We start from the raw sequence: 15,650 nt of genomic DNA on the forward strand, positions 1-15,650 counted from the left end.
TTAATTATTATCTATTAGTTGTCTTGCTTGACCCGCCCAATCGTCTCTTTGTGCTCTACCTGGAAACTTACCAGAAATAGAATCAAGCAAATCATATTCTTTCTTAGTCATTCTTGCTACCTGTGCAAAAGTGAATATACCTATCTCATTAAGTATTCTCTCCATTTCTGGACCTACACCACTTATACGTTTTAAATCATCCGCAGTTTGTAAAGCTGGGTCGAATCTACCAACAGAACTTAATAATTCATTAACTCCAATTTTATCTCCTGTGGCCGGTTTTACCTCACCCATTAAGACGTCTTGTGTTATTGATTCTCTTACTACCTCTTTTCCTCTTTCAGGCATTTGATACATTGGTTTACCTTCTGCTCTAAGATTCTTGAATCTTTCACCTGAAGATTTAAGTATTGATTTAACTTCTGCCTGTGCTATAACGGGGAATGTTCTTGAGTATAATAAGAATAGTACAAAGAAAAATCCTATGGTACCTATAAATATACCTACATCAACAAAGGTAGGAGAGAACATTGTCCATGATGATGGTAAATAATCTCTATGTAATGAGGTTACTATGATTACAAAACGTTCAAACCACATACCGATATTTACTACAATTGAAATAGCAAAAGAAAACATGATACTTGTTCGCAACTTCTTGAACCACATAAACTGAGGAGAAAACACATTGCAAGTCATCATACTCCAATACGCCCACCAGTAAGGACCAGTAGCTCTGTTTAAAAATGCATATTGTTCGTATTCAACACCTGAATACCATGCTATAAATAATTCTGTAATATATGCACAACCAACTATTGAACCCGTAATCATTATTACGATATTCATTAATTCTATATGTTGAACAGTTATATATGCTTCAAGATTACAAACTTTACGCATTATAATAAGTAACGTATTCACCATTGCGAACCCTGAGAAAATTGCTCCGGCTACGAAATAAGGCGGGAATATTGTGGTATGCCATCCTGGAATAACAGACGTAGCAAAGTCAAAAGACACAATTGTATGTACAGAAAGTACTAGAGGTGTAGCTAAACCAGCTAAAACCAAAGATACCTCTTCAAATCTTTGCCAATCTTTAGCTCTACCTGTCCAACCAAAACTTAATAAACTGTAAATTTTCTTTTGAAATGGCTTAACTGCTCTATCTCTAATCATTGCAAAATCTGGCAATAAACCAGTCCACCAGAAAACTAGAGACACTGATAAATAGGTCGAAATTGCAAACACATCCCAAAGAAGCGGAGAATTAAAGTTAACCCATAGAGAACCAAATTGGTTAGGAATTGGTAATACCCAATAAGCCAACCAAGGCCTACCCATGTGAATAATTGGAAATAAACCTGCTTGAATTACAGAGAAAATTGTCATTGCCTCTGCAGAACGGTTAATAGCCATTCTCCATTTTTGACGGAACAACAAAAGTACAGCAGAAATCAGGGTTCCTGCGTGACCAATACCTACCCACCAAACAAAGTTAGTAATATCCCATGCCCAGTTAACAGTTTTATTCAAACCCCAGACACCAATTCCTGTAGATACGGTGTATATAATACAACCTAACCCCCATAGGAAAGCCACTAATGCAATTGAAAAAACAATCCACCATTGTTTGTTAGCTTTTCCCTCAACTGGTCGTGATATATCAACAGATATATCATGGTACCCTTTATCGCCGAGTACTAGAGGTCTTCTTATAGGTGCTTCGTAATGCGACGCCATAATTTATAGTCTAATTTCTTCTTATTAATTAATTAAGCCTCTTCTGTGTTTCTTACCTTAACTTGATAAACAACATTTGGTTTTGTACCAACATGCTCTAGTAAATGATAAGATCTATCGTCTGCAACTAAATTGGCAATTTCACTACCTTCCTCATTCACGTCTCCAAAAACAAGAGCACCAGAAGAACAAGCAGCAGAACAAGCTACAGCGTTATTAAATTCACCTTTAGCAACTGGCCTACCCTCTCTTTTTGCATTTAAGATAACCGCTTGGGTGGCTTGTATACAGAATGAACATTTTTCCATAACTCCACGAGACCTAACTACAACATCTGGATTAAGTACCATTTTACCTAAATCATTATTCATGTTGTAATCAAACTCATCATTATTATTGTACAGGAACCAGTTGAATCTTCTTACTTTATAAGGACAGTTGTTAGCACAATAACGGGTACCCACACAACGGTTATATGCCATATGGTTTTGCCCCTGTCTACCATGAGAAGTTGCCGCAACTGGACAAACAGTTTCACAAGGCGCGTGATTGCAATGCTGACACATCACAGGCTGAAAGGCTACTTGCGGATTAGCTGCAGGATTCTCCATTTCTCCGAATCCACCTAAGCTACCATTGTCACCCCATAATCCATCCATTCCTTCTTTTTTGGCGTCATCTGCCTCAAAAGTTTCTTCTGATGAATAGTATCTATCTATTCTTAACCAGTGCATATCTCTAGACACTCGCATTTCATGCTTACCAACAACAGGAACATTATTTTCTGCATGACAAGCAATTACGCAAGCTCCGCAACCTGTACAGGCATTTAAATCGATAGAAAGATTAAAATGATGACCAATACTTCTATCGAAACTTTGCCATAAATCTACTTTTGGAGATGTTACTGGTGTTTCTTGATGATCCAAAGACACTTCAGGAATTGCATTCCATTCATGCTTGTCTTTAGTATTAAATTCTTTTAATGTGGTTTCTTTAATGATATCACCCCTACCCATCAAAGTATTATGCAATTGCACACAAGCAAACTCATGAACACCACTTACTTTTGAAATAGAAACAGACTGAATATTATTAAAATCTTTATAAAGCTTATAGGCATTAACTCCTGTTTGCATTTCTGCTTGCAAACCAGCCTTACGACCGTAACCAAAAGATAAGCCTAAGGTTCCTGGAGCTTGACCTGGTTGAATATATACTGGAACCTTGTCTAAAGTAGCACCTTCAACTGTTAACGAAGCATAACTACCATCTAAACCACCATTAGCTACATTGTAATTTTCTAATTCTAACTTTTCAGCATCAAACTTTGAAATAGTTACATAGTTATCCCAAGAAACTCTAGATATAGGGTCCGGAAATTCTTGCAACCAAGGATTATTAGCTTGTTGCCCGTCTCCCATGCCGGTCTTAGGATAAAGTACTAACTCATAACCTTCAGAGGTAGTACCAGCTAGTGACCTTACAGCAGCATTTAAATTTACCGTTGCTTCGCTTACCTGTCCATCTTCGGTACTTTCTTGGGTAGAACCCAACACAGTCTCAGAGATATCCTTAGCATAAAATGGAGTATAAACTCCGTCTTGCAGCGTTTTACTCCAACTGTAACCCCCTAAAATAGAAGCCGTCCAGTTTTCTTTAATATAATCGTAGTAAGTCTGCTCACTACCCATCCAAGTTAGTAAACAAGCTTGAAATTGTCTTGTATCAAAAAGCTCTTTTATTACTGGCTGAGTTAGACTAAAATGCCCTTTCTTCAATTCAGCATCACCCCAAGATTCTAGGTAATGACTTCTTGCGGCTACGTGAGATACTGCCTGAGCAGTTTCATCATTATTGTGCGCAAAATAAACGGAGACCTCCACTTTTTCTAATCCAGCTAAAAATTCAGCAGCATTAGGTAAAGAATACACGGGATTTACACCATCAATAATTAGCGCCCCTATTCTACCAGCATTCATATCTCCAATCAAACGCTTAACCTTTGAAGTATCGCCTTGACGCAGGTATTTTGGTTCTTCTGGCTTAAACGCTTCACTAGCTAACATTTTATTGATAGCTAAAGTGACCATTTGGGCATTAACATCATTGATACCACAAACTACAACCGCTTTGCTTCCCACTTTACGCAACTGAGCAACAACACCATCAACTAATCCGTCTAATTCAGAAGTTCCTCCAGATACCGAACCTCCATTAAGTTTTCCATAAAGTTTTGCGAGTGCAATTTTAACCTCAGAAGGCTTTAATGCAATTCTCTTATCAGCATTAGCTCCAGAAAGAGACATATTTGACTCTAACTGAATGTGTTTTGACATTTTTCCGTTTTTCGGAACTCTCCCTTTTGCATAGGCCGAGTCATATCCACCACCTTGCCAATCACCTAGAAAATCTGCCGCAAAAGAAACTATTAAATCAGCTTTACCAAAATCATAATCTGGTAAAGCACGCTCCCCGTACATTGCATTAAATGCATTTAGAGTAGCGTCTTCTGAAATAGCATCATAAACCACGTGGTCAACACCACCGAATTTTTCTGAAAATTCTCCAATTAGCTTAGCAGTTGACGGACTAGCATAAGTTTGCGTTAACAACGCAACCTTTTTACCGCCATTAGTCAAACTACCAAGTTTTGCTCTAACAGTAGCATCAAGAACTTTCCACTCCACTGGCTTTCCACCAGCCATAGGACCTTGAACTCTTTTACTGTCATACAACGACAAAACCGAAGCATTAACACGCGCATTTGCACCTCCTAATACATCAGCCCTATCATTATTCTCTATTTTAATTGGCCTACCTTCTCTTGTTTTAACAAGAATACTTGCAAAATCATAACCATCTGCAATAGTAGTAGCGTAGTGATTCGCAACACCAGGAACAATATCTTCAGGTTGGATAACATAAGGGACAGATTTATTAACTGGACCCTCACAAGCAGCCATGGTAGCAGCCGCAGTACTAAAGCCAACATACTTAAGAAAATCTCTTCTTGTTGTTGACGAATCAGCTAAATTCTGCTTATCTCCCAAGAACTCATCAACTGGAATATGCTCAACAAATTCGTTGTTTCTTAGCTTCGTAACAATGGAATCATTCGGATTTAACTCCGCTTCACTTTTCCAATATTTTTTGTTTGACGCCATATCGTATATAGAAATAACTTCTTTTAATTAATAGTGGCATTTACCACATTCTAATCCACCCATTTGAGCTGCTGTCAATTTCTCAACACCATACTTCTTTGACAGCTCATCGTGAATTTTCTCATAATACCCATTATCAGCAACTTTCACCTCAGTCTCACGGTGACAATTTATACACCACCCCATAGTTAAAGGTGAGTATTGATACATTATCTCCATCTCTTCAACTGGACCATGACATGTTTGACACTCAATTTGACCAACTGTTACGTGCTGTGAATGATTGAAATAAACAAAATCTGGCAGATTATGAATTCTAACCCACTCTACAGGCTTGGATTCACCAGTATATTTTTGATTCTCTTCATCCCACCCTACAGCTTTATAAAGCTTTTTAATTTCCGCGGTGTAGAATTCGTTAGTATAACCGTTAGCCAAATCCTCTGCCGTTGGACCTTCACCATTACCAGTATATTCATAAATTGATTTATGGCAATTCATACACACATTCAAAGAAGGAATGCCAGAATGCTTAGAAACTCTAGCGGAAGAGTGGCAATATTTACATTCAATATTATTGACCCCTGCGTGAATTCTATGAGAATAATGTATAGGCTGTACAGGAGCATAGCCTTGGTCTACACCTACTTGAGACATCCAAGCATAGGCACCATAAGCCGCAGCTAGCAAAAAGAAAACTACAGAACACAATACTAGAAATTGATTTTGAACGAAAGCTTTCCAGATTGGCATTCGCTTTTCACCTTCTGCAGCAATTTCCACCCCATTAGCCTCAGCTATTCTTCTCAGGGTTTTATTCACCATGACTAGCATCAATACCAATAGACCAAAGATAACAGCAAGAGCTCCTAAGATAATCTCGTTAGAGATACCAGATGAAGCACCTGTACTACCACCATCTACTGGAGCTGCAGCTGCCACCGTGGGTTTAGGCGGCGGAGCCGCAGTGTAAGCTAAAATATTATCTATATCTTCATTAGATAAGGTCGGAAACGCCGTCATTGCCGCTTGGTTATACTCATTGTACACCTTGTTAGCATAAGCATCTCCAGACGCTATTAACCCAGCACTGTTTTTAATCCACTTGTACAACCACTCTTTATTCAGCCCCTCATCTTCTGCTAACCTTGATTCAACGTTAGCCAAAGCTGGACCCGTCATCTTTCTATCAAGAGCATGACAAGCTGCACAGTTTGTATTAAATAATTGTTTTCCTTTTACAGGGTCTCCTCCTAAATCCGCTGGAGCAGCCTCTACTTGGGTCTCTGCATTAGCATCGTCTTGAGCGTACGACACAACAGTGAAAAGTTGTAGGAGAATTACTAAACTTAGACCAAGAACTTGATAAAATTGAGTGCGGTTCAAAACCTTTTTCATCATAACAACATTGCTATTGAGACTTGGCACGGTTTTCGTATTGATACTAAGTTATTTAGCTTTTCCGTGCTCAAAATCGGACACAAAAATACGACACATCGGCGTTTTTTAAAATGTTAACGGAATTCTAATTGGTAATTTATATTCGTTCTAAATAATTTTAATCAAGCCTAGCTGATGAAGAAAAAATTAACTTTGTTCACGCACAACATTTTAGGAAATAGTTTTATGATAAAATACATTTTTGGCGCAGGTTTTATGTTAATCACTTTTAACAGTTTTGGGCAAGAAGGTCAAGTTACAATTGACCAAGACCCTAAGCTTAAAGAACTACATACCTTATATGTTGAAGTAAACTCAAATTCTGAAGATTTCTATCAAATTCAAGTTGGTTTTGTAAGAACTGATGCCCAAGCTACAAGATTGAAGTCTCAAGTGGAAATTGATTTTCCAGGTTGGCCTACCAAGATTGACTTTCAAGAGCCAACTTATAGGGTAAAAGTAGGGAAGTTTAAAAATGCCTTAGAAGCAGAACGAAAGTTTATTGAAGTACGAAAAAAGTACCCTAACGCAATGCTTCTAAGACCTGAAAATTCTACTTGGTAGAATTGAGCAAGAATAGTATTATTTAAGTTTCTTTTTAACCGCTACTTCTTGGAATGCTTCAATGATATCATTTACTTGAATATCATTATAGTTTTTAACCTGCATACCACAATCATAACCTTTTGAAACTTCTTTTACATCATCTTTAAATCGTTTCAAAGAAGATAGTTCTCCGGTAAAGACAACCACCCCGTCTCTAATTAGTCGAATTTGAGAGTTTCGGTATATTTTACCACTAGTAACCATACAACCAGCAATAGTTCCGATTTTAGATATTTTAAAGGTTTCTCTAATTTCTGCCGTACCCGTAACTTCTTCTTTAAGCTCTGGAGACAACATACCTTCCATTGCATCTTTTAAATCGTTTATAGCATCATAAATAATAGAGTATGTTCTAATATCAATCTCTTCCTTATCAGCTATCATACGAGCGTTACCCATTGGTCTAACATTAAATCCAATTATAACCGCGTCGGAAGCACTTGCTAATAACACATCAGATTCTGTTATTGCACCTACACCTTTGTGGATAATATTAACTTGAATTTCTTCTGTTGAAAGTTTTTGGAATGAGTCTGTCAATGCTTCTACTGAACCATCAACATCACCTTTAAGAATTACATTTAACTCTTTAAACTCACCAAGTGCAATTCGTCTTCCAATCTCATCTAGAGTTATATGGCGTTGTGTTCTCACAGATTGCTCTCGTTGTAGCTGAGAACGTTTAGAGGCAATAGACTTAGCTTCTCTTTCATCTTCGAGAACGTTAAACTTATCACCTGCTTGCGGAGCCCCATCTAATCCAAGAATTGAAATTGGTGTAGCTGGTCCTACTAGTTTCACATCTTTACCACGCTCGTCTTGCATTGCTTTAACCTTACCACTATTGGTACCTGCTAAAACATAGTCACCAACTTTAAGAGTACCATTTTGCACTAAAATTGTAGACACATAACCTCTACCTTTATCTAAAAAAGCCTCAACTACAGTACCATCTGCAAGTCTATCTGGATTAGCTTTTAATTCTAGTAATTCGGCCTCTAATAGCACTTTTTCTAAGAGTTCGTTAACTCCTTGCCCTGTTTTGGCAGAGATATCATGAGATTGAATTTTTCCACCCCAATCTTCAACTAAAAGATTCATCTGAGCTAAACCTTCTTTAATCTTATCTGGATTGGCAGTAGGCTTATCTATTTTATTGATAGCAAAAACTATTGGAACACCAGCAGCTTGAGCATGGCTTATTGCTTCTTTGGTTTGCGGCATAATATCATCATCCGCAGCAACAACAATAATTGCGATATCTGTTACCTGTGCACCCCTTGCACGCATAGCGGTAAACGCTTCGTGACCAGGAGTATCTAAAAATGTCATTTTTTGACCATCCTCAAGTGTTACACCATAGGCACCAATATGCTGTGTAATACCACCGCTTTCACCTGCAATTACATTCTCTTCTCTTATGTAATCTAATAAGGAAGTTTTACCATGATCAACGTGCCCCATTACGGTAACAATTGGAGCTCTAGGTTTTAAATCTTCAGGATTATCTTCCTCAACTTCAATACTCTCCTCAATTTCAGCGGTAACAAATTCAACCTTGTATCCAAATTCATCAGCAACAATTGATAAGGTTTCGGCATCTAATCGCTGATTTAAAGTCACCATCATACCTAAAGACATACATGCAGAAATTATTTCTGTTGTAGACACATCCATCATTGTAGCCACCTCATTAACAGTAACAAACTCTGTTACCTTTAAAACCTTGCTCTCCTGTTCTTGTTGAGCAAGCTCCTTTTCTGACTGTTGTCTATGTTGGTCTCTTTTTTCTCTACGGTATTTAGCCCCTTTACCTTTGTTAGATTTTCCTTGTAATTTTTCAAGGGTTTCTCTAACCTGCTTTTGAACTTCTTCTTCTGTAGGCTCAACCTTAGGTGTAGATTTTTGACCTCTACGATTTCCTCCTGTTTTACCTCTCTTATTATTCTGGTTATTATTGTTTCCGCCAGAAACTATACGTTTTCTTTTACGTCTTCTATTGTCATTTGAATTGCCATCTTTCTTTGCATCTTCTTTCTTTTTCTTTGGTTTTTCAAATTTGCTCAAATCAATTTTAGCTCCTGTAATTTTTGGTCCAGAAAGCTTTTGGTATTTTGTAGTAATTGTTTGAGATTCTTCGGTCTTTTCTTCGGTTGGAGCTTCTTCTTTCTTTTCTTCCTGCTTCTTAGGCTCAACTTCTTTCTTAGGCTCTTCCTTTTTAGGTTGTTCTACTTTAGGTTCAGCCGCTACTTTAGGCGCTTCTTTCTTAACTTCAACCTCAGGTTTGGTTTCGACTACTGGTTTGAACTCTTCAACCTTTTTAGGAGTTTCTTCTTTTTGTATTTCTTCCTTAGGCTGCTCCTTTTTAACAGCGGGCTTAGGATTCAAGTCTATTTTACCTACGGTTTTGGGGCCAGTCAATTCGGCCTTACCCCTTACCACCTTATTATCAGCAGCCTGTCTTTTTTCACGAGCAAGTCTACGTTCTTCTTGCTCACGCTCCATTTTAAGACGAATCTCTTCTTTTTCTTTCTGCTTTTCTTCAGCTACTTCTTGAGAAGCAGCTTTTTTACTAGCATCTGTTTGGAATTCATCCAACAGAACTTGATACACCTCACTAGTGATTTTAGTAGTAGGGCGCGCCTCAACATCGTGACCTTGCGAACTTAAATAGTCCACAGCCCGGTCCAATGAGATATTAAGTTCCCTTAAAACTTTATTTAATCGTATTGTTGGATTTCCTGCCATAAATTAGGTTACTCCTCTAAAAATTGCTGCAAATATAATTTTAATCTTCAAACTCTGACTTTAGAATACGCACAACCTCCTCTACAGTTTCCACTTCAAGGTCTGTACGTTTAACTAAATCTTCAACGTCTAATTCAAGAACACTTCTTGCAGTATCTAAACCAATCTTCTTGAATTCTTCTATAATCCACACATCTATTTCATCAGAAAACTCTGTCAACTCAACGTCTTCTTCAACACCTTCTCTGAAGACATCAATTTCATAACCGGTTAATTGACCTGCTAAACGTATGTTATGACCACCTCGACCAATTGCTTTAGAAACCTCTTCAGGCTTTAAATACACTTGAGCGGTCATTTTATCATCATCTAATTTAACTGATGTTACTCTTGCTGGACTCAACGCTCTTGTTACTAACAATTGCGGATTGTTGGTCCAATTTATAACATCTATATTTTCATTACCCAATTCTCTTACGATACCGTGAATTCTAGAACCTTTCATACCCACACACGCACCTACAGGGTCTATTCTATCGTCATAAGAGTCTACGGCAACCTTTGCTTTTTCTCCTGGAATACGCACCGCCTTTTTGATTGTTATTAAACCATCAAAAACTTCTGGTATTTCTTGGAAAAATAATTGTTCTAAAAATTTAGGTGCAGTTCTAGACATAATTATTGCTGGTTTAGCACCCTTAAGCTCTACACTCTCAATAATACCACGAACATTATCTCCTTTTCTGAAGAAATCTGAAGGAATTTGTTTGTCTTTTGGCAAAATTATTTCATTGCCTTCATCATCTAATAAAATAATTGCTTTGTGGCGAATATGATGAACCTCAGCAGTATAAATTTCTCCTTCTAAATCTTTAAACTGCTTGTAAATAGTTGTATTGTCATGCTCATGAATTTTAGCAATTAAGTTTTGTCTTAATGCTAAAATTGCACGTCTACCTAAGTCAAAAAGTTTTACTTCTTCTGAAACATCTTCTCCGACCTCAAAATCTGGCTCTATTTTTCTTGCTTCTGTTAATGAAATCTCTTCATTTGGTTCTTCCACCTCACCGTCTTCAACAACAACACGGTTTCTCCAAATTTCTAAATCTCCTTTATCTGGATTTATAATAATGTCAAAGTTCTCATCTGAACCAAATTTCTTTTTTAACGCATTACGAAACACTTCTTCTAAAATTGCCATTAGCGTTACCCTGTCAATAAACTTATCATCCTTAAATTCTGAAAAGGATTCTATAAGGGCTAAATTTTCCATTCTTTTATTCCAGTTAAAATTTTAAAACAACTTTTGCTTCTATTACTTCAGAAAAAGATATTACTTCTTTTTTCTGAACTGTATGCTTTCCTTTACCAATAGGTTTAGGTTCACGAGCTTTCCACTCTAACGTCAAATTCTCATCATTTGCCGCAGTTAAAGTACCCTCTAATTCCCCATCTTGGGTTTTAACCTTTAATTTTCGACCAATATTTTTCTTGTATTGCCTTGGCAATTCTAATGGAGAACTTGCTCCAGCCGATGTAACCTCTAAAGAGAAATCTTGTTCTTCCCTATCCAGGTTATGTTCAATAGCTCTACTTATAGCCATACAATCTTCTAAACTTACTCCAGTATCACCATCCAAAACAACTTTAATTTTATTATCTGGCGATACTTTAAAATCTATTAGAAATAGCTCATCTTTTTCTTCTAGAGCTTTTTCCAATAATTCATAAGCTTTTTCTTTCAACATAAAATTATTCAATAAAAGAGGGGACTCAGGGTCCCCTCTTGAATATTTTTTATTCTTTCAGTGATGCAAATATACAACAACTTGTGCTGCAATCCAATACACTGGTAAGGAAACAAAAATCCCAGCAATTGCTGGGATTTTTTCGTTGGCCCACTAGGACTCGAACCTAGAATGACGGTACCAAAAACCGGAGTGTTGCCAATTACACCATGGGCCAATACCAAAGCATTTCCGCTTTTGAGCGTGCAAATTTAATACAAACAAGTTTTACCTACAAATTTATTTAATAGCTTATTTAAAACTTTCTAATTTTAACCTTTTGCCAAAATCGGTTATTTAATGTATAGATTTTGGTAAATTCGCCGCATCTTGATTAATAAACAAGCACATGTTTGCAGACAATTTTAAAAAATGGAACACCATTTTTGGTTGGTTTACATTTTTCATTGCCCTTATTGTTTACTTTATAACCGTTGAACCTACAGGAAGTTTTTGGGATGCTGGTGAATACATTACCACATCTGCTAAACTACAAGTTGGCCACCCCCCTGGAGCACCATTATTACAAATGATAGGTGCATTCTTTGCAATGTTTGCTTTTGGTGATACAACCAAAATAGCGTTTATGGTAAATTCAGTTTCTGTGGTTTCAAGCGCATTTGCTATTCTATTTACCTTTTGGATTATCACCAATCTATTAGAAAAACTAATCATACAGGGCAAAGAGAAAAGTAACGGACAAGCCATTGCTATTCTTGGAAGTGGTTTAGTGGGCGCTTTAGCATTTACTTTCTCAGATAGTTTTTGGTTCAATGCAGTAGAGACTGAAGTATACGCCATGGCTAGTTTTATCATGGCTCTTTTACTCTGGTTAGGCCTAAAATGGACAGATAATTTAGATGACCCTAGAGGTAATAGATGGTTGTTATTAATTTGCTTTGTAGTGGGTCTTGTTTTTGGCATTCAGTTTATGGGCTTTTTAGCCATACCTTCTATTGGTTTGCTTTATTATTTTAAGAAAAAAGAAAAAACGACGATAAAGAATTTTCTTTTAGGCAATATTATTGTCATTGCTGTGCTTGTTCTTGTCTACAAATTCTCTTTAACCTACGTATTAAAAATATTTGGTCTTGGTGAGGTTTTCTTTGTAAACCAAGTAGGCCTACCATTTAATTCTGGTACTATTATCGTAGGTATATTGTTTATTGCGGCATTTTATTTTGGCCTTAATTACACCCGTAAAAAAGGGTATCATACCGCAAACCTAATTGTATTATGTTTAATGTTTTTAATGCTAGGTTTTTCTTCATGGCTAATGTTACCCATAAGAGCAAATGCAAAAACCGTGGTTAATGAAAATAACCCTGAAGACGCAAGAGCATTATTAGCCTATTACAATAGAGAGCAATACCCTGGGGTTGAGAGTCCGTTTTTTGGCGCGTATTATTCAGACACCTTTGCACCGTCTGGTGATGATATTGATGATAAGCCCAAATATGAAAAAGATGAAAAATTAGGCAAATACGTAATCGTAAATAAATATGAAAACGCTATTCCTGGCCCTAATGACAAACATGTTGGCATAATGCCAAGAATGTGGAGCGATCAACATGCTGAAAATTACATGCGCTATTTTGGCCGTTTGGAATACAAAATAAAACCTGCTCACATTTCTAATACAGATTTAAGAACTGCCATTCGGCAGTTTGAAGAAATGAATGCGCAAGGTAAGATTGACACCGAGCAATATATTGAATTTTTAAGAAGTTTTAGTGAATATATTGAGGTACAACCACCCACCTTGGGGGATAATATAAAATATCTTTTTGAATTTCAATGGAGCTACATGTACCTACGTTATTTTATGTGGAATTTTGTGGGTAGGCAAAATGATTTACAAGGTAGGTATGACATTAATGGAGAATGGCGAAGTGGTATTAAATTCATAGACTCTTTCCTATTTAGAAGTCAAGATAATTTACCAAGTGAAGTCTTGGATAACAAAGCAAGAAATGTCTATTTCTTTTTGCCATTAATTCTTGGAATAATTGGCATATTCTTTCAAGTTTCTAAAAACCCAAAACAGTTTTGGGTACTATTTGTATTCTTTATTTTTACTGGCTTGGCTATTCAGTTTTACACAAATCCTTATATATTTCAGCCAAGAGAAAGAGATTATTCATTAGTAGGCTCCTTCTTTATATTTTGTTTATGGATAGGCCTAGGAGTTTATGGCTTATTTGAGGAAGCTAAAAAACTAATGAAATCAGATTTAGCGGCACCAATTACTACAGCAATCTGCCTATTAGCAGTACCCTTTTTAATGGCTTTTCAAAACTGGGATGACCATGATAGGTCTGGCAGATATACGGCTAATAGTACAGCAAAGTCATATTTAGATTCTTGTCAAGAAGACGCAGGCGCAATTTTGTTCACTATAGGAGACAACGATACTTTTCCACTATGGTATGTTCAAGAAATTGAAAAGTATAGAACAGACGTACGCATAATTAATACCAGTTTATTTGCTACAGATTGGTACATAGACCAAATGAAAAGACGAGCCTATGAAAGTGCGCCGATACCATCACAATTGTCACATGATAAATACAGGTATGGCACTAGAGATGCAGTTTATTATCAAGGTTTGACAGAAAACCGCTGGACTATTAAAGATTTTATGAATTGGATTGGTAGTGATAAACCGCAAACAAAATTTAAGAGCCTACTAGAGCGGCAAGGAGCAGATTTATCAGCCTATTCTGAAAGTAATTTAGACATTGTTTATTACCCTACAAATAAAATTAGAATTCCAGTAAACAAGAAGAATGTTTTAGAAAGCGGATTGGTAAAAGAAAAAGACTCTGCATTAATCTTAGACTATATTGATATTGATTTACCACAAAGTGCGTTACCAAAAAACAGAATACTTATGTTAGATATTATTGCTAACAATGATTGGAAACGACCAATATACTTTTCTGGAGGTAGTTTTGACAATGCTGAATATATCTGGATGAAAAAGTATCTGCAAATGGATGGTTTAGTTTACAAATTAGTACCAATTAAAACTGAAAACAGAAGTTCCTATGAAATGGGTAGAATTGATACTGAACTTTGCTATGACATTGTAAAAAAATGGCAGTGGGGTAATTCTGGTAGCAATGATATTTATCATGACCCACAAACCCGTTCACAAGGTTTAAGTTTTCGAGGAAATCTAGCGCGATTAATGGAGGAACTTATTAAAGAAGAAAAACTAGATAAAGCCAAAGATGTTATCGAAATTGCGATGACCAACTTACCAGTGGAACATTACGGTTTTTATGCCTTTGTAGAGCCCTTTATGGATGGTTATTATAAAGTCGGCGAAACCGAAAAGGCAAGAGTGATATTTGAGAAGTTAAAGAAAGTATATCAAGAACGTTTAGAATATTACAGCGGTGTTCCACGAGATGAACAATACCAAAATCTTGAAGATATTATTGGTGATTTAGAAGCTTACCAACGCTTAGTGTTTTTACTTTCAGAAAATGGAGATAATGAATACGCTGAAAAAGAGACGTTAATACTTAGAGAATATATTAATCTGTTTCAAGATTTTGTAGAGGCAGAAGACGATTACTTAGAAGATTACCCTTCTTATGAAGACGATTCTCTAGAAGCCAGTTTTGATACCATACAACCAGTAGAAGATACTGTTTTACTAGAAGAACAATAATTTAGTTAAAGGTATTCGTTTAAAATTCCAATTAAGGTATTGGCGTCTTGCTCACCGCTTTGGCGCCATACCATTTCACCTCTTTTATAAATCATTAATGTTGGCAAGCCTTTAATTCTAAGCGCCTGTGATAGTTCTTTATTTTTATCGACATCTATTTTTATGACTTTACCTTTGTCACCTAAAGCGGCTGCAACATCTCTTAGAACGGGATGCATAGAAGTAGATTGTTCATTCCATTCGGCGTAGAAATCCAATAAAACTGGTATTTCTAAATCAATTAATTCACCAAATTTTGACATAGATTAGGCTTATATTACTACTCAAATGTAACAAAATTTGTTAAACTCATTTTACTCAAATCTGTTGGTAAAGAGACAATGAGCATTGATTGACTAAAGCAATAGTCAAAATTTTTGAATTTACTAGAACTTTTGAATTCTCAATACAGCACACAAGACTTTGAAAATCAAA

9 protein-coding genes and 1 tRNA gene are annotated in these 15,650 nt (G+C 36.4%); 2 read left to right on the plus strand and 8 right to left on the minus strand.

What is annotated here, in order from left to right; genetic code table 11:
* The 3 genes from nrfD to H5V42_RS11260 are packed head-to-tail and all read right to left on the minus strand — an operon-like array spanning position 1 to position 6,311.
* The gene (gene nrfD / locus H5V42_RS11250) at positions 1-1,746 is read right to left on the minus strand and encodes an NrfD/PsrC family molybdoenzyme membrane anchor subunit (protein WP_185783268.1); all 1,746 of its coding nucleotides are present in this window, start codon (positions 1,744-1,746) and stop codon (positions 1-3) included.
* Positions 1,747-1,778: 32 nt separating this feature from the next.
* The gene (locus tag H5V42_RS11255) at positions 1,779-4,913 is read right to left on the minus strand and encodes a TAT-variant-translocated molybdopterin oxidoreductase (RefSeq protein WP_185783269.1); all 3,135 of its coding nucleotides are present in this window, start codon (positions 4,911-4,913) and stop codon (positions 1,779-1,781) included.
* Positions 4,914-4,940: 27 nt separating this feature from the next.
* Complete coding sequence (locus H5V42_RS11260) at positions 4,941-6,311, minus strand: c-type cytochrome (RefSeq protein WP_185783331.1); 1,371 nt, start codon at positions 6,309-6,311, stop codon at positions 4,941-4,943.
* A 177-nt stretch (positions 6,312-6,488) separates the two neighbouring features.
* Between H5V42_RS11260 and H5V42_RS11265 the strand changes: the two genes are divergently transcribed.
* Positions 6,489-6,917, plus strand: a complete 429-nt coding sequence (locus tag H5V42_RS11265) for an SPOR domain-containing protein (RefSeq protein ID WP_229665696.1) — start codon at positions 6,489-6,491, stop codon at positions 6,915-6,917.
* Between the two features lie 18 nt (positions 6,918-6,935).
* Here the strand turns inward: H5V42_RS11265 and infB are convergent, their stop codons facing one another.
* The 4 genes from infB to H5V42_RS11285 all read right to left on the minus strand — a co-directional run bounded on the left by infB (position 6,936) and on the right by H5V42_RS11285 (position 11,672).
* Positions 6,936-9,707, minus strand: coding sequence for a translation initiation factor IF-2 (gene infB, locus H5V42_RS11270; RefSeq protein WP_185783270.1), 2,772 nt, complete (start codon positions 9,705-9,707; stop codon positions 6,936-6,938).
* A gap of 40 nt (positions 9,708-9,747) precedes the next feature.
* Positions 9,748-10,980, minus strand: a complete 1,233-nt coding sequence (gene nusA / locus H5V42_RS11275; RefSeq protein ID WP_185783271.1) for a transcription termination factor NusA — start codon at positions 10,978-10,980, stop codon at positions 9,748-9,750.
* A 13-nt stretch (positions 10,981-10,993) separates the two neighbouring features.
* A complete protein-coding gene (rimP, locus tag H5V42_RS11280; protein WP_185783272.1) occupies positions 10,994-11,455 on the minus strand; it encodes a ribosome assembly cofactor RimP in 462 nt (153 codons plus the stop codon).
* Positions 11,456-11,600: 145 nt separating this feature from the next.
* Positions 11,601-11,672: transfer RNA gene (locus H5V42_RS11285), tRNA-Gln, on the minus strand.
* Positions 11,673-11,843: 171 nt separating this feature from the next.
* On the opposite strand from H5V42_RS11285, the gene H5V42_RS11290 reads away from it, so the two are divergent.
* Positions 11,844-15,176 (plus strand): DUF2723 domain-containing protein, encoded by a 3,333-nt coding sequence (locus H5V42_RS11290; RefSeq protein ID WP_185783273.1) that lies wholly within the window; start codon positions 11,844-11,846, stop codon positions 15,174-15,176.
* A gap of 5 nt (positions 15,177-15,181) precedes the next feature.
* On the opposite strand, the gene H5V42_RS11295 is transcribed toward H5V42_RS11290, so the two are convergent.
* Complete coding sequence (locus H5V42_RS11295; protein WP_185783274.1) at positions 15,182-15,478, minus strand: thioredoxin family protein; 297 nt, start codon at positions 15,476-15,478, stop codon at positions 15,182-15,184.
* Between the last annotated feature and the right edge of the window lie 172 nt (positions 15,479-15,650).

Source organism: Croceivirga lutea, assembly GCF_014235875.1.
GTDB classification, from domain to species: Bacteria; Bacteroidota; Bacteroidia; order Flavobacteriales; family Flavobacteriaceae; genus Croceivirga; species Croceivirga lutea.